The following is a 23091-nucleotide window of genomic DNA, read 5'->3' as shown; positions in this document are numbered from 1 at the left end:
TGGGAGGGATTAATTGATATAAATAAAACAATTACTTAAAATGAATAAATACTAAAAATTGAACATTAAATAATGGCTATCATAAAAATTCTAGATTCAGGAAGTTTAGAGTCAATATGTAAAATTCTCGGTGAAACGAATGATGGACTTTCTGGAACTGAGATAGGCAAATATCTAGCAGAATGTCATATCCCTGACCTTCAACCGAATATCACCAAATGGAAACGTCTATACGAAGCTTTAAATAGCAAACAACACAATGACCGTTGCTCAAATCATATTTTAGCTTTTATAAAGCACGTTATGCGCCCATCAAGACACATAAATAGGAAAGAGTGGTTTGAATACATAAAAAATGATTTAAATTTTGCTTTATCTTTCGAAGGTTTTGAATTAACAGAAAGTGGGGAAATCAAGTACGCTGAAAAAGTTCAAACTTTCAGTGAGGCTGAAGCACGAGCACAAAATTTAAGAAAATCATTATTAGATAGAAAAATTCATCCTGATGTACTTACTTTCTGCAAAGCAGAATTACTTGTAGATAACTATTTTCATGCAGTATTTGAAGCTACTAAAAGTATTGCTGAGAAAATCAGACTTAAAACGAATCTAACTTCTGATGGAGCTGAATTAGTTGATCAAGCTTTTTCGTATAAAAATAAAGTGCCTTATTTAGCCTTAAATAATTTAACCACACCGAGCTATCAGAGTGAACAGAATGGTTTTATGCATTTACTCAAAGGCATATTTGGAACATTTAGAAATACTACAGCCCATGCTCCCAAAATTACATGGAGTATAGATGAACAAGATGCCTTAGATATATTATCAACAGTATCTTTAATTCATAGAAAATTAGACAAAGTAATTGAAGCTAAAAAAATGTATGAAGGGCAAATATAATCCCTCCTAACCTCCCTTTTGAAAAGGGAGGAACAGCACGAATCCAAAACCATCATAAAATTCGCATGAAGTCCCTCTTTCTCAAAGAGGGATTTAGGGAGATTCTTGTTGAATAAATCGATAAATCACTTCTACCACATTATCCAACTGTTCGATCACCTGCCCGTTATCAAACCTAAGCACTTTCAATCCGAGTTGAGCCAAGGCTTCATCTCGGACCCGATCCGCTTCTAAGCCTTCATTTGTAAAGTGTTGACTGCCATCGCACTCAATCACCAAATTCACAGCAGGACAGTAAAAATTCACGATGTAATTTAAAATTGGCTTTTGCCGATAGAACTGCAAACCTCATATTTACTTTACAAAATCCCTCACCCCGACCCTCTCCCAATGGGAGAGGGAGCATTCATTACTATTTAAATGCTGACATAAATTTATGAATAGACATTCCCTCTCCTTTTAGGAGAGGGTTAGGGAGAGGTAAAATTTAACAACCAATAAAAAATCTGAAACTGCCCCTTTTCTAACCGCTCACCCCAAAATCATCTGTTTTTACACTTTTCAGTCTGCAAATTTCAAACATTTCCATAATAATAAGACTTTACACATCTCCCAGAATACGTGAAGGCCTTCCTCCATGAAAAAACTCATCAACAACCCTGAAAACTTGGTTGTCGAAATGTGCAAAGGCTTTGTCCTTGCCCATCCTGAACTACAATTTACCGAATCCCATAAAATCATTTCACGTAAAGAGAAACACAACAACGTGGCACTGATCAGTGGCGGTGGCAGTGGTCACGAACCTGCACATGCAGGCTTTGTGGGTACTGGCATGTTAGACGCGGCCGTGTGTGGTGATGTATTTGCATCACCTTCTCAAATTCAGGTCTACAAAGCCCTGCAACATGTCGCGACAGACAAAGGTGTACTGATGATCATCAAAAACTATTCTGGCGATATGATGAATTTCCAGAATGGTGCAGCTTTGGCAGCAGAAGATGGCATTAAAGTCGATTATGTCAAAGTGGCGGATGATATTGCCGTTAAAGATAGCCTCTATACGGTTGGTCGTCGTGGCGTGGCGGGTACTGTATTTGTACATAAAATTGCAGGTGCAGCAGCATCAAAAGGTTTAGAGCTTGCGGAAGTCAAAGCCGTGGCTCAAAAAGCAGCAGATAACGTGATTAGTCTTGGTTTCGCCTATACCTCATGTACCGTTCCTGCCAAAGGCACACCCACCTTCACCTTGGCGAATGATGAAATGGAATACGGCGTCGGCATCCACGGCGAACCGGGTATCCGTCGTGAAAAAATCCTGCCATCCAAAGAGCTGGCACAACGTATTATCGATGACTTATTCCTTGACCGTCCTGACATGCAAGAAGTTGCGGTGTTGGTGAATGGCTTTGGTTCAACGCCAATGCAAGAACTGTATGTGTTTAACAATGATGTATGCGAACATCTGGCCCGTAAAGGTATCAAGATTTACCGCACATTCGTTGGCAACTACATGACCAGTATCGACATGAATGGGGCTTCGGTTTCATTGCTTGCTGTGGATGATGAACTGAAAACCTATCTGGATGCGGAAGCCAATACCCCTGCCTTTAAGCTGGATGGCTCACCTGCACTACCATTTGAATTTGCAGCACAAGACGTAGCAGCAGAAAGTCATGCTAATATTCAAGTCGAAACCGCAGCAGAACATGCTGAAATTCAGAACGAGCAATTCACGATTGAAAACATGCGTTATGTGGTCGATGTGATGGCGGCCTGCATTATCAAAAATGAAGTGCCATTCTGTGAGCTGGATGCCCATGCAGGCGACGGTGATTTTGGTATGAGTGTAGCCAAAGGCTTTAAACAACTGAAACGCGAATGGCAAGGCCTGATTCAAGCGCAGTACATGGATGAATTTTTGCTGAACAGTTCCATGATTATCATGGAGCATTGTGGTGGTGCATCAGGTCCAATCTGGGGTTCAGCGTTTCGTGCAGCGAGCAAAGCCATTCAAGGCAAAACCACATTAACTGTGGCAGATTTTGCCGAGATGCTGCAAGCAGCAGTGAAAGGTATTCAAGTGACAGGTGAGCGTTCATTTGGTCGTGGTGCTGTGGTCGGTGACAAAACCCTGATTGATGCTTTGGTTCCTTGCGCAGACTCTTGGTCAGCCAATACCGACAAGAGGTTTAAAGAAAACTTTGTCTTAGGTGCAGAGGCCGCAGTAAAAGGTGCAGAATCCACCAAAGAGATCGTGGCGCGTATGGGCCGTGCTGGTACAGTCGGTGATCGTAGCTTAAGCTATCCGGACGCAGGCGCACACGGCTTAGGCGTGATCTTTACGGACATTGCCGAGCATATTAAATAAACTTTTCAAGATTTGAAAAGAGCCTCGACACTGTTCGGGGCTTTTTTATATTTCATTTCCTCTACTGAGTAAGTTTAAAAGCACAAATAATGAAAGGCATACTCATTCCTATGGATGTGGCTTAATGAAACTTGTCCAAATAGCGCTCTAGTTCTTCTGTCACTACTACCCGCTTATTGCCTTTTACCTGTTCTTCACTCAATACGCCTTCAGAATCAATGACTACCACTTTGTGTCCAGCTGCTTGTAAACGTTTAACGCCTTCAAATAACATGCGTGCACCCACATCATGAATCAGAGTCAAATTGGTCAGGTCTATGACTATACGTGTTTTAGCATCTGGCTCATCCTGCAAGATCCGCAGCAACATTTCCGATTCGGTAAATTGCAATACACCGCGCAGCTCATACACGATAATGTCATTGTTCTTACCTGCTGTATAACGACTTTGCAAAATGGTCTGTGCCGATGGCGTCCCTTCCATCAGATGCAAGCCCATGTCACGCGACAAACGCTCAAAAATATCTACCCCACGTACACTATGCCCATGCTCATCAATTTTAGGAGAAAAAACCACAATTCCCACCTGCCCAGGCAATACCCCGATAATTCCACCCGACACACCACTTTTGGCAGGAATGCCCACCGTAGTCAGCCAGTCACCCGCCGCATCATACATGCCACAGGTCATCATCACGCTGAGCACTTGGCGCACTACATCACGCTCTAACAACTGTTTGCCAGTTTTGGCCTGAACACCACCATTAGCGAGCACACTACAGATATTTGCCAGATCTTTGACCGTTACCTTAATCGCACATTGCTTGATATATCCATTGACGATTTCCACAGGATCCGAATCAAGCACACCTACAGTACGCAGCATATAGCCAATCGATAGGTTCCGGAATGCAGTTTTGACTTCCGACTTATATACCTGCTTGTCGAATTCCAGTTGACGGCCTGCCAGCTCACTTAAAAAACGGCGCAAGCATTCCGCACGTGAAATGCCTTTTTGTACCGGAATCAAAGAATGCGTGGTGATCGCACCCGAGTTAATCATTGGATTTTTCGGAAGATTGGTTTCTTTATCCAGTGAAATCTGATTAAAAGCCTCTCCTGAAGGTTCAACGCCGACCTTTTCCAGTACTGCTGGAATTCCCAAATGCTGCAATGCCAAGGCATAGGCAAAAGGTTTGGACATTGACTGCATGGTAAATTCGGTTGCATCATCTCCCGTAGAATAGATCGTGCCATCCACCGTAGTCAGCGCCAAAGCGAACTTGTTTGGATCTACCGCTGCCAGTTCAGGGATATAGTCAGCCAAAGCGTCCTGATCATTATCATGACAGACCGTTAATACATGCTGGAGATAATCGGGCACCGGGGTTTTCATCGAATGAGCTTATTCCAGTTGGCTGTTATTTTTAATTAACATACCGGCTTTTGGCTTAAGTACCAGAGTGAAAAGGTAATTTTCTGCATATCCATGTTATCGGCTGCATTCCCTTTATGGGCAATTCTCCAGAAATGAATTGCATTTTTAAGTATTGTTATTTTTGTTGATGTTTTAAGAGACATAAAAAAGGGCGCTACTGCCCTTTTTTACTCTGGATGATTTATTTAACGTTGGTTTTACGAATCATTTTGTATAGCACCTTGGGTGAAATACGCGAAACCAGCACACCGAGTTTTTCTTTCTTGCCGCCAATCACAATATATTCTTCGCCGCACTGCAAGGCTTGTACGCTTTGACGGGCAAAATCTTCTGCCGACAACCCATTTTCAATCGCTTCATCCTGCTTGGCTTGTGGCTTGCCTTCCCCATTTAAAGCATTAAATGAGACATTGGTTTGAACAAAGCCCGGAAAAATCACCGAGACCTGAACACCCTGATCAGCAACTTCCGCACGCAAGCTGTTAGCCCACATATGAATCGCTGCTTTGGCTGCGGAATAGGATGCGCGATACTGGGTGCCGAGCAAACCTGCCACACTGGAAATAAAGACGATACGACCTGATTTTTGTGCCAGAAAGGTTGGCAATACCATTTTGGTAAGAAACACCTGAGAAAAGTAATCGACTTCCATAATGGCTCGTTCAGTCTGCATGGTGGTATCTGCAATCAGGGCACGCTGGCTAAGTCCGGCATTGTTAATCAGCCAGTCAATCCGGCCTTTTTGTTGCAAAACCTGTTCATAGGCATGACGAACCTGGCTTTCATCCGTGATATCGGCAATGACTGAAATATGCTGACCCGGATTGGTGAGACTTTGGCGAACATTTTCCAGTTCTTCATGCCGGCGTGCAGTCAGTACCACCTGTGCTCCGAGTGCAGCACATTGCTGTGCGATCGCCTTGCCAATTCCTGAAGATGCGCCGGTAATCCAGACCACTTTTCCATTTAAGTCTTCAACTTTCGCCATGAAATCCTATTTCCCTTGTTTTAATGAATATGGTGCGGCATTTCATCTTCCAGAAATGCCAGCAAATGCTCAAAATAATAACTCATGGTATCGGCATCATAGATGCTACCGAGCTTGTCAAAACGTTTATAGCCTAACTGGGTGGTTAAATGAATCACCCCATTCAAGGTTTTATCGACCACCACATTAAATTTCAACATTTTTTTCGGTTCACGGATTAAATGCGTCACCCCTTGATCGACCACCTGAGTAAAAGCTTTTAAAGCGGGTGATACATACTGGTGATTACCATTTTTCATCTGGTCAACACAGCCGAGCAGTTCCATCACCAGCATCTTTTCCACCGGATAACGCATAAAAGCATCACCGGCCTGTTCATAAGTCATTTGATGCAGGTAATTCACCATTGGCATGAGCCGTTCATTGCCAAATAAGGAAACCGACCAGGGCATATATTTACGCGTTGTATGAATAATCTGCTGAATCACTTTTTCAGACTCACTGTCCGGTGAGTTGGCCAGTTGCACCACCTGACCAAAAATCTGGTCAATAATTTCACAGGCCATATCGGCCAGATTTTCACCTAAGGGTCTGGCCAGACTGTTTTGCTCGCCCGCATTTAATCGGAAATGAAGGTCTTTAAAGCGCTGATGAGTTTCAGGTTGAAGCTTCAGGGAAATGCTATAGCTCATCTTATTATCCTTTTTGATATGCTGCGATGAGTCGCGTTTTTTTATCGTTCTATCATACGATGAGTTGCTATACATGCCAATTGGCTAAAGTTTGCATTTGGTTAAGCTGCCGCATGCACTATTTTTTTTGCTACAATAGAGCCAATTTTTCATTCACTTTTGATCTGTTTAGACTATGACTGACTCAGCGCAAAATATCGCGACAACCTACGATCCGACCGAGATCGAGAAAAAATGGTACCAAACTTGGGAAGAGCGTGGCTACTTTAAGCCGTCTGAAAAAGGCGAATCTTTCTGTATCATGATTCCGCCACCAAATGTCACTGGTAGCCTGCACATGGGTCATGGTTTTAACAATGCCATCATGGATGCCTTAACCCGTTTTAACCGTATGTCTGGTAAAAATACCTTATGGCAACCGGGTACTGACCACGCAGGTATTGCAACGCAAATGGTTGTAGAGCGTCAGTTGGGTGCGCAAGGGGTTAGCCGTCATGACCTAGGTCGTGAAAAATTCATCGAAAAAGTTTGGGAATGGAAAGAACAATCTGGCGGTAACATCACCCGTCAAATTCGTCGTTTGGGTTCTTCTGTAGACTGGTCTCGTGAACGCTTCACCATGGATGATGGTTTATCAAACGCGGTAAAAGAAGTGTTTGTAAAACTGCATGAAGAAGGCCTGATCTACCGCGGTAAGCGCCTGGTGAACTGGGATCCTAAACTGCAAACTGCCCTTTCTGACTTAGAAGTTGAGTCTGATAAAGAAGAAGCAGGTTCACTCTGGCACTTCAAATACTTCTTTGAAGACAAATCACTTCGCACGCACGATGGTAAAGATTATATCGTTGTGGCAACGACGCGTCCTGAAACATTGTTGGGTGATACAGCTGTTGCCGTTGCGCTTGATGATGAACGCTATGCAGATTTGGTGGGTAAAAATATTATCCTGCCAATCACTGGTCGTGCGGTTCCAATCGTTAAAGACGAATATGTAGACAAAGAATTCGGTACTGGCTGTGTAAAAATCACCCCGGCTCACGACTTCAATGACTATGAAGTAGGTAAACGCTGTGAATTGCCTATCATCAATATCTTCAACAAAAATGCTGAAGTACTGGCTGAGTTTGAATACATCGCAAAAGCGGGCGAACAAATTTCTAAAACCATTCCTGCACCTGCAGACTACATTGGTTTAGAGCGTTTTGAAGCACGTAAAAAAATAGTTGAACAGGCTGAAGCTGAAGGCTGGTTAGACCAGATCCAACCATATACGCTGAAACCACCTCGCGGTGACCGTTCAGGCGTGATCGTTGAGCCATTACTGACTGACCAATGGTATGTGAAGATTGCACCACTTGCTGAACCTGCAATTAAAGCTGTGAAAGATGGCGACATCAAGTTCGTACCTGAACAGTACAGCAACATGTACATGGCATGGATGAACAACATTCAAGACTGGTGTATCTCTCGTCAATTGTGGTGGGGTCACCGTATTCCTGCTTGGTACGATGCGGAAGGCAATGTATATGTAGGTCGTGACGAAGCTGAAGTGCGTGCGAAAAACAACATCCCTGCCGATATTGAGTTGAACCAAGACGAAGATGTACTCGATACATGGTTCTCTTCAGGTCTTTGGACATTCTCAACTTTAGGTTGGACTGGCGATGAAGCAAAAGACAAAGAAAACTACTTCTTAAATACATTCCACCCAACAGATGTACTGGTGACAGGTTTTGACATCATCTTCTTCTGGGTAGCACGTATGATCATGCTGACCATGCACTTCATGAAGAATGAAGATGGTACGCCACAAGTGCCGTTCAAGACTGTGTATGTACACGGTTTGGTCCGTGATGGCGAAGGTCAGAAAATGTCTAAATCTAAGGGTAACGTACTTGACCCATTAGACTTGATTGACGGTGTGGATCTTGAAACATTAGTACAAAAACGTACTACAGGTTTGATGAACCCGAAACAGGCAGCGAAGATTGAAAAATCAACGCGTAAAGAATTCCCTGAAGGGATTCAGTCTTACGGTACCGATGCAGTTCGTTTCACCTTCTGTGCGCTTGCAAACACTGGTCGTGACATCAAGTTCGACATGAAACGTGTTGAAGGTTACCGTAACTTTGCCAACAAGATCTGGAACGCAACGCGTTTCGTGATGATGAATGTCGAAGGTCAAACGATTGGTTCAGAAGCACGTCAAGACCTTTGGGAATTGCCTGAACAATGGATCGTAAGCCGTCTGCAAAAAGCGGAACAAGCGGTGCAAACAGCATTTGCAACCTACCGTTTAGATCTGGCTGCGCAAGCGATTTACGAGTTCATCTGGAATGAATACTGTGACTGGTATGTTGAGTTAACCAAACCGGTTCTGAATGATGAAAATGTATCGGAAGAGCGTAAAGCTGAAGTACGTCGTGTTCTTCTTTCTGTGATGGAAGCGTCTTTACGTTTGGCGCATCCGTTGATGCCTTACCTGACTGAAGAAATCTGGCAAACGCTTGCGCCTAAACTCGGTATTACTGGCGAAACCATTATGTTGGCGCCGTACCCGGTTGCTGACCAAGCATTGATTAATGACCAAGCTGAAGCAGATATGCAATGGCTGCAAGGTTTGATTGGTGCGGTACGTAACATCCGTGGTGAGATGGGTCTAGGCAATGCGCGTTTATTGCCTGTACTTTTACAGAACACCACTGAAGCTGAAACTGCCCAAATTTCTCGTATTGAGCCGTTGTTTAAAGCATTGGCAAAAGTTGAAAGCATCACCTTCTTGGCGGATGGCGAACAACCACCATTGTCTTCTTCTTCTGTAGTCGGTCACGTATCTGTGTTCGTTCCAATGAAGGGTTTAATTGACCCTAAAGCGGAATTGGGTCGTCTACAAAAAGACTTAGACAAGGTTCAAAAACAGCATGACCAAATTGCAACTAAACTTGCTAATGAAGGTTTTGTGGCGAAAGCACCTGCTGCTGTGGTTGAAGGCGAAAAAGCAAAACTTGCTGAGTTTGCGGATCAGTTAGCGACGATTAAAGCGAATATGGAGCAAATTGCAGCGCTTTAATGCTGTAGTTTGATTCAAAAAGATCCCCTCTTAGTGAGGGGATTTTTTTTTAAAATCATAATGATATTTGATAGAATTATTTGATTAAAACTTTATAAATACCCCAACATGACAAATATAGATAAATACGCATTTTCTGCTGATAGACCAATTAGAAATTTAGAACAAGACTTATTAGGTCGAGCTGATTTTGCAAAAAACTTAAGTGATGCTATTTCTCAATGGAAAGGTGATGAAAGTCTAGTTATTGCGTTGCATGGAGATTGGGGCTCAGGAAAATCATCAATTAAAAATATGGCATTGTCTTATTCAAAAAAGCAAGATAACTCACCCACAATTATAGAGTTTTCACCTTGGGAATGGTCAGCTCAGGATAAGATTGTTCAAGCTTTTTTTGATGAAATATCAAAATCTATTGGAAGGAAAGACTCATCTAAAGAAGATCAAAATTTGGCAAATATATTTGCTAAGTATGGTAATCACCTTTCTACAGCTCACACGATTTTTAAAAGTGCTAATCTTTTCGTTCCTTTATTAACTACTGCAATTTTAGGTACAGGACTAGTAAGTAGCTATTTTACTGATAATACACAATTAGTGTTACTCATTACGACCTTAACATCACTCATTCCTATCCTTATGTCAGTTACTGAGAAAGGAAGTGACATACTAGGTAAAATGTCAGAAAATTCTAGTCAAAAGGCTAAACTGAATGAAAAAACCTTAGCAGAAATTCGTGAGGAATTAATTACCGCTTTGAAGAGTAGGACAACTCCTCTTTTGATCGTTATGGATGATATTGATCGCTTAACAACTGTAGAGTTGCGAATGATCTTTCAATTAATTAAAGCAAATACTGATTTTCCTAATGTAATATTTTTACTTTTATTTCAGAAAGATATAGTTGAAAAAAAGCTCACTGATACTACGCAATCTGGCGAGAACTATCTAGAAAAAATTATTCAAATACCTTTTACAATTCCACAAATTCAATTAAAACAAGTCCATGAAGTTCTAGTTAATCTACTAGAAGATGTGATAAATAGTCATACTGATGCAGACAAAAAATTTGATCAAAAAAGATGGGTGGAAATTTATCATAACGGTTTAAAAAACTATTTCAATAATTTAAGAAATGTCTATAGATTCAACTCGACTCTATGCTTTAACTTCAATCTTTTTAAAAATAATGATATTTTCGAAGCAGATCCAATAGATTTGATAGCCATTGAATGCTTAAGAGTGTTTGAGCCGAATGTTTATAGCAAACTCTCCAACTCTAAAGAAGCTTTTACCACTTTACGTTCTGTCTCAAGTAACAATCAAACAGATAAAGTAAAGTATTCACGAATAATTGAAGATATTTTCAAGAGCGCATCTGAGAACAATAGAGAATCTGTCGAAGGTATTTTGAAAACCCTCTTTCCTACTACTCAGTGGATCATAAGTAACTATTATCATGATCATAGTTCATATCAAGAATGGTTTACTCAACTCAGAGTATGCCATAAAGACCACTTTGATAAATATTTCAAACTTAGTTTTGATAGCGAAGATTTTTCTACGTCAGACTTTATAAATTTCCTGCAACTAACTGCTAATAGAGAACAGCTTAAAGAGAAAATTCTTGCCCTAGATGCCAGAAATTTACTTGAAGACTTTCTATCCAAATTTGAAGCATATAGTAAACAAGTTCCTCAAGAAAATATTAATTCATAAATTTACGCAATGTTAGATGCTGGTGATGAAATTAATCATGAATCTAGTAAATTTTTTGGTTTTTCAGCCCAAACTTATTTATTCAGATTATGCTCTTGGTCCTTAGAAGATATACCCGATATAAAATTTCGGGCTAAAATATTACAGAATTACATTAATCAAAATTCTAATTTTTCAATTATTGATTACATTCTAACCGCAGAACATCAAAACAAAGAAAAGAATAATGAAACAATATTCGAAGAATATGATTTTGAACAACTCAAAAATGATTTTATAAATCAATTAAATCAATTCGCTAATTCAAATCCTGAAAGTCTATTAAAAAATACATCATTCCTTTCACTCATGTATCGTTGGAAAGAATGGGGGAATTCTTCTGATGTACTCACTTGGTTCGAAAAACAAACTCAAGATATAAATGGAGTCTTAAAAATACTCAGCAAGATGATTCAAGTGACTCGATCATCCAATGATTTTTATACAATATCGAATGTTTCAAAAAAAATTAAAGCTGATACTGTAGAAAATTTTTTAGATATTCCACGCATATCAAACATAATTGACTCTGCTGATCATTCTGTTCTTTCAGAAGAGGAAAAAGAATTAATAGAAATGTTTAAGAAAAATATAGAAGCTAAAACTAATGGAAAAGATGATGATTTAGATGATTAACCCTCACCCCCTTGCGAAGCAGTGCTTTTCATCCCAAAGGGAGAGGGAGAAAAACTTTAAAGCATTCCATGCCTTAAAAACATCTCTAAGCCACTTACCTTTTTGATATACATCAACCGTTCTTTTTCTACTTTAATCTGCTGTTTAATGGCTAAAGTATCTTCATCAATCTGCTTATACAGGTCTGCAATCTGGACCTTGCCCTTCGCCTTTTTCACTGCAATTCTGGTTTTCGATGACCAGACCAATCTATGAATCAATGTATCGATCTGCTCTTGTAATTTCTGACTCTGTGCATCCAGAGCCAGTTGATAAAACTTGAGTTGCTCTGCGCTTAAACCTTTTTTTGAAACATCCTGATCTTGTTCAATCTGCAGTTGCATTTGCAGTAACGTAAACAGATCCTGCTCTGCATACGCCTCATTGGCACGTTGCAGTAATTCAGTTTTCTTGATTTTTTTGACATCATTCACTTCACGGTCAGGGTGAATGATGGCAGCAATTTTTAAATAAACGGTTTTCAATGACTGCTCTGCCATTGCTGTTGCCTGTTCCTGTTTTTCCTGCTGGCGTTTTAATCTGGCTTGCTCACGTGCCTGCTGAAAATGATCTGATTCCCATTCTTCAAATACTTCTGCATCTGCAAGATCTGAGAGATTCTCATTTTTAAAGAATGTTTCCAGTTCATTTATTTTCTTTTGGCTTTTTCTGAATTGGGTGTGTTCGGCACGTTGCTGATAGTAAGTGAAAATTTCATTCACTTTATGGTTTTTTTGCACCGACATCGCCTGAGAGTCTTTTAGATAATTTGCAAGGTACTGAATCTTTTCATCCAGCACCACCAGTTCTGCCTTGGAAAATGTGGTTTCCTGCAGGTGCTTCCAGAGCTGTTCCAGCTGCTTGAACAGTACACCATGCAATTCATGATAGACCGGCATGAAGGTTTTATGGGTATATTGCTGCAGCTCTTCTTCAGCCTGTTGCCATTGTTGTAATTCCTGTTTCTGTTGCTCGATTTTATCAATCAGATGATCCAGCTTCTTCTGCTGTGGCGAAAGCGCTGTGAATGGCTGAATCATGGTTTTTAAGTCAAAGAGCATGGCAGGAGAAGGTCAAAGAAGAAATAATATCTATCTTAAATCTTTCAGCTTTCGTCACAAAGTCCTTTTCAGTGTGCCCTTTCGAAATTTGTATCAGAATTAAAAAAAGCAGATCAAAGTCTGCTTTTTCGCTCTCATATTGATTATTCCAGCACTACACGGCCATTCAATGACTGCACCGGACGGTTATTTGGGTGTCCCATCAGTTTGGCAAATTCCGAAATCTGCTTGGCAGAAGCCTGCTGAATATCTTTCAGGATCAGCCAGCGTACTCCTTCCGAACATGGAGGTGTGGTCAGCGAGCCGCTAAAGCGATAATAATCCAGATTCTTAGGCAACATCTGGTTCACCGCTTGTGGCGTTTTCAAAACCACTTTTTCACCCTGTTTTTTTGGTAGGCGATTCCACATGCGTTTGAGCATCTGGCTTTCTGCACCCTGCTCGAACATCATCCCCACCACAGCCAGCTCACCTTTGGCATTGGCATGGACAAAGTGGATTTCCAGTGGATAGCTTTTACCCTTGATCAGGTTTTCACTCGGGCTGTGCAAATGAAACTGCTTCAGTACAAAGGTATCGCCATCTAGCTGCAATTCACCACCTTGCGCAAAATCCACCTGAACGGTATGACCTTTATTTTCGATCGCATGAATCATGGTGTTATAGCTGAACTTGAGCGGTTCCAGTTCTGCTTTCACTGTTCGCTCAATATTAATTGGTGACTGGTTCAGACCATTACAGGCCGAATATTTCTGGCTCAAAGTCGACCATTGCTCAGGCTGAGTATAATCCCAATCCGCATCTGCCCAGACCGCTGTACTTAAACCCATAACCGTTAAAAGCGTGAATATTTTTTTCACAATACATCCCTTGTTGGAAGTCAAAATCACAATTTCTAATTTAAAAACAGTTTATTAACCTGGTGTAATCACTCTATTTTTCAGGCCACAAACTACAGATGTTTATAGAAATGAGGTGATTTGCTTACAAATTTCTAAATACTACTAGATATTCAAAATAAGTTATTCGTAACTTATATTGATAAATTTCAAATGGATAAAAAATTTATAGATTTAAAAATAGACAGCAAAGAATGTGATCTCCTTCAAATTTAATCTGCTGATTTTTTATGCATTATTTACATGAAATCTCTATCTTATTCTGAATAAATTAAATAGCTGTATTTTTAAGCTCAAGCTTCTTTTTTAAATAGAATCTATCTTTATTCATAAACTTACATAAACACAGCAGCAAATAAAATACCGATATTGCTAGACTCGAGCCAAAGAGCAAAATGAGGATAAAGAATTTAAATGGACTGGGCCACGATATTTATACATGACACCACCTGGGAGTTTACTGCAGAAATTTTGCTGCGTTGTGCCCTGATGTACACCATGATTATCCTGTTTCTTCGCCTGACTGGAAAACGCGGGGTACGTCAGCTTTCCATCTTCGAAGTCGCTATCATTTTGAGCTTGGGTTCGATTGCTGGTGACCCGATGTTTACCGAAGATATTCCCCTGATTCAGGCAGTTCTGGTGATGTCGGTGATTATTATCATGTACCGTCTGACCACTTGGCTTATGATGAAATATCAGTGGTTCGAAGACCTGCTGGAAGGTAAACCGATTTATATCGTAGAAGATGGCGTGCTGGTCGTTGAAGAGATTAAAAAAGGTAAAATGTCACATGATGAATTCTTTGCCGAAATGCGCCAGCAAGGCGTAGAACATCTGGGTCAGGTACGCACCGGTTTACTGGAAACTGACGGTAAGTTCAGTATCCTGTTTTTCAAATCGGATGAGGTCCGGCCTGGGCTGCCACTTTTTCCTAAAACCTGCTCTATAGTCCAACAGGTCAAGGCCGGGCAATTATATGCTTGCATTTACTGTGGACAGGTACAAACCCTTTCACATGCCAACCAGCAATGTCCGCGCTGTGATTCTTCGCAATGGGCCGAAACGATTGACTGTTTAAGAATTACTTAAGCACGATTTAATAACTGCAAATGGGCAAAAATTTCCGGCAGTTGCTGAATTTTATATTGGATATGTTCAGCATCTGCATGAAAGCCTTGCATCCATAATGCATGCATTCCGGCCTCTGTAGCTCCCTGTACATCATTAATTGGATGGTCGCCAATATACAGGCACTGTGTAGGCTGCACGCTTAGACGCTCTGCAGTGATCTGGAATATTTCCGGCTGCGGCTTGTTAAAACCTACTAGTCCCGAACTGATGATCTCATCAAAATAAGTTTCAATACCCAAACCCCGAATCGTATTTAAACGGGTGTCATGTCCGCCATTGGAAACAATGGCCAGCTGATAACCCTCATCTTTCAGCTGCGTTAATACTTGCTCTGCTGCCGGCATTTCTACGGCGAAACGGCCAAACTGGCTAAACCAGAATTGGGCCAGTTCATCTATGGTTGGGGGATTTAACCAAGACAGTTCCTGCAACAACGCATAAGCAGCCGAAGCCCCGATACTACCATGCGTCAGCAGTTCCTTTTTAGGATAACCGCCATTATCGATGCGTCTTACAATCTCGATAATTTTATCTGAATCGACCTGTTTCAATGCTGGCGCATAGTATTCTGCCAGATAACGGCTATAAGCCTGTGCAGTCAGATCACGATGGGTCAAGGTATTGTCGAGGTCAAATAAAACAGCTTGAATAGGCATAATTTTTAAAACGAAATGCTGAAACTTTCAATCATGTTAACAGTCCGAAACTTGTTAGATCAGACATAAAATTGCTAAGTTTTGTTGTTTTAAGCATAAAAAAAGCGATGCCAAAGCATCGCCTTTTCTTAGAGTACAAAATCTAAATTAGAATTTGTATTCAACACCTGTACCTACAACTGGCTGATCCGTTTCATTTGAACCTTGTTCTAACATTAGGTAGCCCGCATAATATATGCTTTCACCTGCTTGCTGAATGCATAGTCTGCACCAACTAGAATTTGTTGAGCTTCATAATCAGCTTTGGCAGTAGTAAATTCGGTTGTACTTTGACTATATTGACCTTTTACTGTCCATGCTTTTGCTGTTGGCAGATTGTATTCAGCTCCAATTAACCAAGCTTGTTGATCATCAATAAATGCTGCTGCAGCGTCATTACCTGCAACATCTTCAACTTCTGATGTTTGGTATAATGCTTTAAGTGCTAAACCACTATCCAAATTTACACGACCAATCGCACGAATCGTATTTGCAGCAGCAAACGCACTACCTGCTACTCCACCTGTTACTTCTGGAGTAGAAGCATTTACGAAGCCACGACCTGCGAAGTTAGATGGAATCGCTTTATCATAACCAAGACCGGCCACTACTTTTTTATTATCATAAATAAGAGAAGTAGAGAAAGCATCGCCTAAACCACGGCCCGCAACTTTCACACCACCTTTTGACTTATCAATACCATCTGCTTCACCTGTTGCTAGCAATAAATTAGCATTTAACTTACCACCTGCAACTGCGAACGCTGGTGACTCATAAACAACTACATTATCAACACGATTTTCACCGGTAAAAATACCTGCCATATCTGCTTTATTATCAATATAGTTGTTAAAAGTATCTACTACTGAAGATAGCTGTTTTACAGGAGTATCAATTTTACCCACTTTTAATGTACCAAGTTTTGCATCTTTAATACCTACAAAAATATTTCTTGGAACAAATGCGTCATCATCCGTCGCAGATACATTTTCACCATCATCTGTATAGAAAGTGAATTCAGCTTGATAAAGTGCGCTTAAACGGTCAGTCAGTTTTTCATCGCCTTTTAAACCAAGAAATGAATTGTTGCTGTTTACTTCCACAACATCACGATTACCATTGGCATTATCTTCAGGTAAGTAATCTACTGACGCATCAATCTCACCATAGAAAGTTGGTGCTGCAAAAGTTGTCCCCGCCAAAAGGCTGAATGCAATTGCTGTTGCTAACTTAGTTTTCATCAAAAATATCCTTAATTTATTTTGTAACAAATAATACACACGGCGCTTATATTACAAAATTATTAAATTAATATTTATATATTCTATTTAGTACTTTAGGCTAACATTTAACCAAATAGTTGATTATTTAGAAATTTTATACTTTTTTTGCAACTTTCATCCATCGGAAAATTGGAATTAAACACATAATTGCTACGATCACGATCAGATTCAGATAATTTTGATAGCCTAAAGTATCTCCCAAAATGCCACTCAGGCTATAAAGTCCCCCACTCACCGTGGCCATCAGCGCCACCTGGAAGGTGAAATCTGTCCCTGCCAGATGCTTGCGACTGTATTGCATGACCAAGGTCAACATGACCACCAAGAGCATGGCAGAAATCATGTCTTCGGCCGCATTGATCAGATATATCATCCAGTTTTGTACTTTGTTTTGAGCATCATACTGCGCAGCCAGCCAGGCATAAGCCATTAAACTTAATATTTTTAAAATTGAGAAAACGATCAAACTCGAGCTGCGAGACCAGTACTTCAGACACCAGCCCGCCAGTCCTGCTCCAATCAAGGAAGCCAAGGCTCCCAGCATGGTGACATAAAGGCCAATCTGGCTAAAGCTCAGTCCGAGATCTACCATTAAAGGTTTTAATAAAGGCCCGGATAAACCATCGGCGATTTTAAAGGTCAGTAAAACCAGAAGCCACCTCGCCAAGGTTATATTTGACCAGAAGTATTGAAAATAGGTTTTAATATTACTGAGCACAGGTCCTTTATTAGATGGCGTGATAATTATTGAATGCTGAGGTTCTCTAAAAAGTAAAATGGGTAAAGTATTAAGAAAGACCAAAGCCGCCAATAATAGAAAGGTGGCTTGCCATTGCAGCAGATCTAACAACCATAATATGGCCCCGCCTCCGACAATGAATCCCAGACGCGAACCGATAACCTGAAAGGTATTGCCCCAGTGTTGCTGTTCATTTTTCAGAATATTGACTGCCAGTGCATCGGTGGCAATATCCTGCGTCGCGCCAATGCCATTCATCAGTAAAAGCGTGATAAAAAACAGCGCTAAATACAGCGGCTGATTCAAGGCCTGAATCGGTAGAAATGAGAGCCCAATCAATACAGCAACTGACAGCCATTGCAAGGGAATAATCCAGCTACGGTAATGACCTTGGGATTTCTTCCCATAACGATCAACCCAAGGTGCCCAGAATATTTTAATCGACCAAGGCAGCATTAACAGGCCAAAACCACCGATATGCGCCAGCGATACCCCTTCAGCCCGCAGAATCACCGGTAAGGCATGCGTCATAAATCCGACCGGAAGCCCCTGTGCCCAATATAGGGAAAACAGTAAAATATAGGTATTCCGCATATGCAGGCCAAGTCCTTAAGGTGAAAATGCATCACCAGCATTTAAGATGCTATACATTTTGCCAATGATCCGGATTTTACAACAGTCTAATATAATAAAAAATAAAGAAAAATTAGTTTCAGGAAGAGACAAAACTAATGGCCCAAATACGTTTCCCCCAACTCCCGCCGCATGTCCCGGCTCGTGGCAGCAAACTGAGCCGGACTTTTTTTAGGCAGCTTTTTTTGGCACAGGGCTGGCGTCTGGAAGGCGAATTTCCAGACTTACCTAAAGCTGTGGCGATTATTTCCCCGCACACTTCCAATATTGATGCATGGCTGGGTTTTAATGCCCTGCTTGGTCTCGGTATTCAGATTACAATTTTCGGTAAAGACAGCCTGTTTCACACTCCACTCAAACCGGTTCTGGAATGGATTGGTGTGGTTCCTGTCGTCCGAGATAGTCCACAAGAACATACCCGACAGATTGTAGACATCATTGAAAAATCGCAGCAGATCTGGGTCGGTATGGCACCGGAAGGTTCACGTAAGGCACCAGAAAAAATTCGAAGCGGTTTTTATCATATTGCCAAGGCGGCCCATTTGCCGATTGTGATGTTTTCCTTTGATTATGATATCAAGACCATTCATATCCTGGGCGTCTACCATCTGACCGGTGATTATGAATACGATCTGGAACAGATTTATCAGCATTATCAAGGTAAATTCTCGGCCAAAAATCCGGACTGGGTGGCCAAGCCGTTACAAAAGCTTTTGAAAAAAGACTAGGCAAATACGGCTTTTTTTGATGTGATAGCCTGAATTTTGTTGATTTAATCACCAGTTTTTATAATGAAATTAGCCCGTTATGCCTTAATTGGCTGCCTTGGTTTCAGTCTTGCAGCCTGTGACAAAGCCACTAAAACACCTACGCCTGCCACGCCATTAAAAGCCCGTGAACCTGTCGTCGCCATTGCCCTCGGTGGCGGCGGTGCCAAAGGTTTTGCCCATATTGGCGTCATTAAAGTGCTCGAATCACACGGCATCAAACCGAAAATCGTCACCGGTACCAGTGCCGGCAGTTTTGTCGGTAGCCTGTATGCCAGTGGCAAATCGCCTTATCAGTTACAGCAGATTGCCCTGAATTTTAAAGAGTCGGATATCCGTGACCTAACTTTAAATCGACAAGGGATTATTGCCGGACAAAAACTACAGGATTTCGTCAACAAGAATGTAGCGAACAAACCGATTGAGCAATTCCCGATTCGTTTTGCTGCAGTTGCCACTCGCCTAGACAATGGCCGTAAAGCTGACTTTATTAAAGGCAATGCCGGACAGGCGGTCCGAGCGTCCTGCAGTATTCCGAATGTGTTTGTGCCTGCCGTGATTGGCGGCACCAAATATGTCGATGGCGGTCTGGTCAGTCCGATTCCGGTCAAGACCGCCAAAGATATGGGGGCAGATATTGTGATTGCTGTGGATATTTCTGCACGCCCAGATGGCAATAAAGCCCTGAACATGTGGGGTGTACTGGATCAGACCCTGAACATTATGGGACAGCAAAGCATTCATGAGGAACTGAGTCAGGCCAATGTGGTGATCCAGCCCAAAGTCGGCCATATTGGTACTTTAGACCTGAAAGCCAGCAATGCCACCATTCTGGAAGGTGAAAAGGCTGCTCAGCTGAAAATCCGTACTATTGAAAAAGCCATTAGCAACTTCAAGCAGTCTCCCGCGGCATTTAAACCGCCACGTCCGGCAAAATTTTGATGCATGAATTTTTTATATTCATCTGCGGCCGCATCTGCTACATTGAAGATCAATCATATAAAGATGATGATTAATTAAATACTTAGCGATATAGGTCACGATATGGAATTAGTTCTTGAACCTTGGCACTGGTTTGTATTAGGCATCCTTCTGATTCTATCGGAATTACTACTGCCCGCATTTGCTGCCCTGTGGTTCGGGATCGGTGCCATCATGGTTGGCGTCCTGTACTGGATGTTCCCGATGATGGGACTGACGACCCAGCTCCTGACCTGGATCGTACTTTCTATTCTGTGTACGCTGCTCTGGTTTAAGTTTATCAAGCCACTTTCCATTGATAAGACCAAAGCCGGTCTATCGCGTGAAGCGACCATTGGTCAGGTGGGCATGGTGATTCAGACTAATCTGGATCATGGGCAAATCCGGGTGCGCTTTCCGATGCCAGTTTTAGGTTCGGATGAATGGGAATGCCGAACTCTGGACCCAGTTCAGGTCGGAGACCGCGTTCGCGTCGTGGATATTCTGGGTAATGACCTGGTCGTACAACCTCACAGCACGAATTATCAAAATCAATAAGGTGAATAAGCTATGTCTGGTGGTTCTATCATTGTTATCGCGTTTCTGGCCTTTGTTGCGATTACCATTTTTAAAGGTGTGCGGATTGTGCCACAAGGTTACAAATGGATTGTACAGCGTCTGGGTAAATACCACACCACCCTAAATCCGGGCCTGAATTTTGTCATTCCTTATGTCGATGAAGTCGCCTATAAAGTCACAACTAAAGATATCGTTTTGGATATTCCCTCACAGGAAGTGATTACCCGTGATAATGCGGTCCTGCTGATGAATGCCGTGGCTTATATTAATCTGACCACACCAGAAAAAGCCGTGTACGGGATTGAAAACTATTCCTGGGCGATTCAGAACCTTGTGCAAACCTCACTGCGTTCGATTGTCGGGGAAATGGATCTGGATGATGCTTTATCTTCGCGTGATCATATTAAGGCACGCTTGAAATCCAGTATTTCCGATGATATCTCGGACTGGGGTATTACCTTAAAAACTGTAGAAATTCAGGATATTAAACCTTCAATCACTATGCAAACAGCGATGGAAGAACAGGCCGCTGCTGAACGTCAGCGTCGTGCAACCGTCACCAAAGCTGATGGTGAAAAACAGGCCGCGATTCTGGAAGCGGATGGCCGTCTGGAAGCCTCACGCCGTGATGCTGAAGCACAAGTGGTGCTGGCTGAGTCTTCACAACGTGCAATTGACATGGTGACTTCTGCCATTGGTGATAATGAAATTCCGGTCGCCTATTTACTCGGTGAACAGTATATTAAAGCCATGCAGGATATGGCCAAATCGCCAAATGCCAAGACAGTAGTACTTCCAGCCGATGTATTAAATACGATCCGTGGTGTCATGGGCCGTCCTAACTAATTTATCTTTTGACTTTATACATAGGCAGCCCGAGGGTTGCCTATTTTTATTCGTGCAAGAAAATCTCAGCAAAAAATGTGAATTTATGGTTAAATTTCGCGTTTATTTTTAAAATCTACTGGATTTGATGTTGCCTGGCTTTCGGATTAAAGCTTTTCGCAGCTGTCTTATTCCTTGTTTCGATCTACTGTCCAACTTAAAAATGGATACCGTATGAGCTCCCTAAATCCAACCTTAATTACTTTTCTTTTCTATATTGTCGCAATGGTGGTGATCGGCCTGATGGCTTATCGCGCGACAAGCAACTTTTCCGATTACATCCTAGGGGGCCGACGTTTAGGGAGTTTCGTAACTGCACTTTCTGCAGGGGCTTCCGACATGAGTGGCTGGCTGCTGATGGGGCTACCGGGTGCGATTTATCTTTCCGGTCTGTCTGAAATGTGGATTGCCATCGGCCTGATTATTGGTGCCTGGCTCAACTGGCTGCTGGTTGCTGGCCGTCTGAGGGTGCATACCGAAGTCCAGCACAATGCCCTGACCCTGCCGGATTATTTCTCGAATCGTTTTAACGACCAGAAGAAAATCCTGCGTATTGTTTCGGCTTTCGTGATTCTGATTTTCTTTGCGATTTACTGTGCTTCCGGCATGGTCGCAGGTGCACGCCTGTTTGAAAGCATGTTCGACATGTCTTATAGCACCGCACTCTGGATCAGTGCCATTGCCACCATCAGCTATGTGTTTATTGGTGGCTTCCTGGCTGTGAGCTGGACCGATACCATTCAAGCCGGTCTGATGATCTTTGCCCTGTTGCTGACGCCAATCGTGACGTTGATGGCGTTCTCGGATATGTCGCAGGTGACTTTGGCACTGGAAGCTGCTCGTCCTCAAGCAATGAATATTCTGGGTGATCTGAGCTTTGTTGCGATTATTTCTCTGCTTGCCTGGGGTCTGGGTTACTTTGGCCAGCCGCATATTCTGGTGCGCTTCATGGCTGCAGATTCAGTCAAATCCATTCCAAATGCACGCCGTATTGGCATGACCTGGATGATTCTATGTCTGGGTGGTGCGGTGGCAGCCGGCTTCTTCGGGATCGCCTATTTCCAGCAGCATCCGGAACTGGCCGCTGCAGTGAATGCCAATCCTGAAACGGTATTTATGGAACTGACCAAAATCCTGTTTAATCCATGGATTGCCGGTGTGGTGCTTGCTGCCATTCTTGCCGCAGTAATGAGTACTTTAAGCTGTCAGCTATTGGTCTGCTCAAGTACTCTAACGGAAGACTTCTATAAATCTTTCCTGCGTAAAAATGCCTCACAAAAAGAACTGGTCTGGGTTGGCCGTTTGATGGTGCTACTGATTGCCTTGCTGGCGATCTGGATGGCGGGTAATCCTGAATCTAAAGTTCTGGGTCTAGTGGCCTATGCCTGGGCAGGTTTTGGTGCCGCCTTTGGTCCCTTAATTATCCTGTCACTGTTCTGGAAACGCATGACCTTGAATGGCGCTTTGGCAGGTATGATTGTGGGTGCAGTCGTGGTTATTTTCTGGAAGAACCTGTTTGCTGACACTGGCCTGTATGAAATCGTTCCTGGTTTTATCTGTTCAA

General features: G+C 42.1%; 18 protein-coding genes and 2 pseudogenes. 11 read left to right on the top strand and 9 right to left on the bottom strand.

Going from position 1 to position 23091, the window contains the following annotated elements; translation table 11 throughout:
* Positions 1 to 72 precede the first annotated feature (72 nt).
* On the top strand, positions 73 to 903 hold the full coding sequence (locus ACNPNW_RS11600) for a TIGR02391 family protein (RefSeq protein WP_420937230.1): 831 nt from the start codon (positions 73 to 75) through the stop codon (positions 901 to 903).
* A 93-nt stretch (positions 904 to 996) separates the two neighbouring features.
* On the opposite strand, the pseudogene ACNPNW_RS11595 reads toward ACNPNW_RS11600, so the two are convergent.
* Positions 997 to 1251: pseudogene (locus ACNPNW_RS11595) on the bottom strand (endonuclease domain-containing protein); the annotation flags it as partial.
* Positions 1252 to 1540: 289 nt separating this feature from the next.
* Between ACNPNW_RS11595 and dhaK the strand changes: the two are divergent.
* Entirely contained in the window at positions 1541 to 3271 is a 1731-nt protein-coding gene (gene dhaK, locus ACNPNW_RS11590; protein WP_420938204.1) for a dihydroxyacetone kinase subunit DhaK, read from the top strand.
* Between the two features lie 121 nt (positions 3272 to 3392).
* Here the strand turns inward: dhaK and ACNPNW_RS11585 are convergent, their stop codons facing one another.
* The 3 genes from ACNPNW_RS11585 to ACNPNW_RS11575 form a co-directional block, all read right to left on the bottom strand.
* Positions 3393 to 4667 carry a glutaminase gene (locus tag ACNPNW_RS11585; protein WP_420938205.1) on the bottom strand — a complete coding sequence of 425 codons (1275 nt, stop codon included), beginning with the start codon at positions 4665 to 4667 and terminating at the stop codon, positions 3393 to 3395.
* 223 nt (positions 4668 to 4890) lie between these two features.
* The gene (locus ACNPNW_RS11580) at positions 4891 to 5697 is read right to left on the bottom strand and encodes an SDR family oxidoreductase (RefSeq protein ID WP_420938206.1); all 807 of its coding nucleotides are present in this window, start codon (positions 5695 to 5697) and stop codon (positions 4891 to 4893) included.
* Positions 5698 to 5717: 20 nt separating this feature from the next.
* Complete coding sequence (locus tag ACNPNW_RS11575; RefSeq protein ID WP_278356815.1) at positions 5718 to 6389, bottom strand: hypothetical protein; 672 nt, start codon at positions 6387 to 6389, stop codon at positions 5718 to 5720.
* A 175-nt stretch (positions 6390 to 6564) separates the two neighbouring features.
* On the opposite strand from ACNPNW_RS11575, the gene ACNPNW_RS11570 reads away from it, so the two are divergent.
* The 3 genes from ACNPNW_RS11570 to ACNPNW_RS11560 all read left to right on the top strand — a co-directional run bounded on the left by ACNPNW_RS11570 (position 6565) and on the right by ACNPNW_RS11560 (position 11853).
* Positions 6565 to 9459: a valine--tRNA ligase gene (locus tag ACNPNW_RS11570; RefSeq protein WP_420938207.1), complete on the top strand. Its 2895-nt coding sequence runs from the start codon at positions 6565 to 6567 to the stop codon at positions 9457 to 9459.
* 108 nt (positions 9460 to 9567) lie between these two features.
* The gene (locus tag ACNPNW_RS11565) at positions 9568 to 11178 is read left to right on the top strand and encodes a KAP family P-loop NTPase fold protein (protein ID WP_420938208.1); all 1611 of its coding nucleotides are present in this window, start codon (positions 9568 to 9570) and stop codon (positions 11176 to 11178) included.
* 9 nt (positions 11179 to 11187) lie between these two features.
* Positions 11188 to 11853 (top strand): hypothetical protein, encoded by a 666-nt coding sequence (locus ACNPNW_RS11560; protein ID WP_448766982.1) that lies wholly within the window; start codon positions 11188 to 11190, stop codon positions 11851 to 11853.
* Positions 11854 to 11909: 56 nt separating this feature from the next.
* Here the strand turns inward: ACNPNW_RS11560 and ACNPNW_RS11555 are convergent, their stop codons facing one another.
* Positions 11910 to 12953 (bottom strand): molecular chaperone DnaJ, encoded by a 1044-nt coding sequence (locus ACNPNW_RS11555; RefSeq protein ID WP_420938059.1) that lies wholly within the window; start codon positions 12951 to 12953, stop codon positions 11910 to 11912.
* 143 nt (positions 12954 to 13096) lie between these two features.
* Positions 13097 to 13783, bottom strand: coding sequence for a carbonic anhydrase (locus ACNPNW_RS11550; RefSeq protein ID WP_114541195.1), 687 nt, complete (start codon positions 13781 to 13783; stop codon positions 13097 to 13099).
* 483 nt (positions 13784 to 14266) lie between these two features.
* On the opposite strand from ACNPNW_RS11550, the gene ACNPNW_RS11545 reads away from it, so the two are divergent.
* Positions 14267 to 14944, top strand: coding sequence for a DUF421 domain-containing protein (locus tag ACNPNW_RS11545; RefSeq protein ID WP_420938058.1), 678 nt, complete (start codon positions 14267 to 14269; stop codon positions 14942 to 14944).
* On the opposite strand, the gene ACNPNW_RS11540 is transcribed toward ACNPNW_RS11545, so the two are convergent.
* From ACNPNW_RS11540 to ACNPNW_RS11530, 3 genes and pseudogenes are all read right to left on the bottom strand, one after another.
* Positions 14941 to 15642 carry an HAD family hydrolase gene (locus tag ACNPNW_RS11540; RefSeq protein ID WP_420938057.1) on the bottom strand — a complete coding sequence of 234 codons (702 nt, stop codon included), beginning with the start codon at positions 15640 to 15642 and terminating at the stop codon, positions 14941 to 14943. The two genes, ACNPNW_RS11545 and ACNPNW_RS11540, sit on opposite strands and share 4 nt — an antisense overlap.
* Positions 15643 to 15789: 147 nt before the next feature.
* A pseudogene (locus ACNPNW_RS11535) lies at positions 15790 to 16922 on the bottom strand (porin).
* A 136-nt stretch (positions 16923 to 17058) separates the two neighbouring features.
* Complete coding sequence (locus tag ACNPNW_RS11530) at positions 17059 to 18297, bottom strand: MFS transporter (protein WP_420938055.1); 1239 nt, start codon at positions 18295 to 18297, stop codon at positions 17059 to 17061.
* A gap of 137 nt (positions 18298 to 18434) precedes the next feature.
* Here ACNPNW_RS11530 and ACNPNW_RS11525 point away from each other — a divergent pair, with 137 nt between their 5' ends.
* The 5 genes from ACNPNW_RS11525 to putP form a co-directional block, all read left to right on the top strand.
* Entirely contained in the window at positions 18435 to 19064 is a 630-nt protein-coding gene (locus tag ACNPNW_RS11525) for a 1-acyl-sn-glycerol-3-phosphate acyltransferase (RefSeq protein WP_278357181.1), read from the top strand.
* 63 nt (positions 19065 to 19127) lie between these two features.
* Complete coding sequence (locus ACNPNW_RS11520; protein WP_420938054.1) at positions 19128 to 20045, top strand: patatin-like phospholipase family protein; 918 nt, start codon at positions 19128 to 19130, stop codon at positions 20043 to 20045.
* A gap of 102 nt (positions 20046 to 20147) precedes the next feature.
* On the top strand, positions 20148 to 20621 hold the full coding sequence (locus tag ACNPNW_RS11515) for an NfeD family protein (RefSeq protein ID WP_005247004.1): 474 nt from the start codon (positions 20148 to 20150) through the stop codon (positions 20619 to 20621).
* Between the two features lie 12 nt (positions 20622 to 20633).
* On the top strand, positions 20634 to 21488 hold the full coding sequence (locus tag ACNPNW_RS11510; RefSeq protein ID WP_004279377.1) for an SPFH domain-containing protein: 855 nt from the start codon (positions 20634 to 20636) through the stop codon (positions 21486 to 21488).
* A gap of 213 nt (positions 21489 to 21701) precedes the next feature.
* A partial coding sequence (putP, locus tag ACNPNW_RS11505) for a sodium/proline symporter PutP (RefSeq protein ID WP_448766981.1) occupies positions 21702 to 23091 on the top strand: 1390 nt, incomplete at its 3' end.

This window comes from Acinetobacter endophylla (assembly GCF_053543775.1).
Note: the sequence above shows the minus strand (reverse complement) of the source record. Positions and strands in the feature narration are given on the sequence as shown.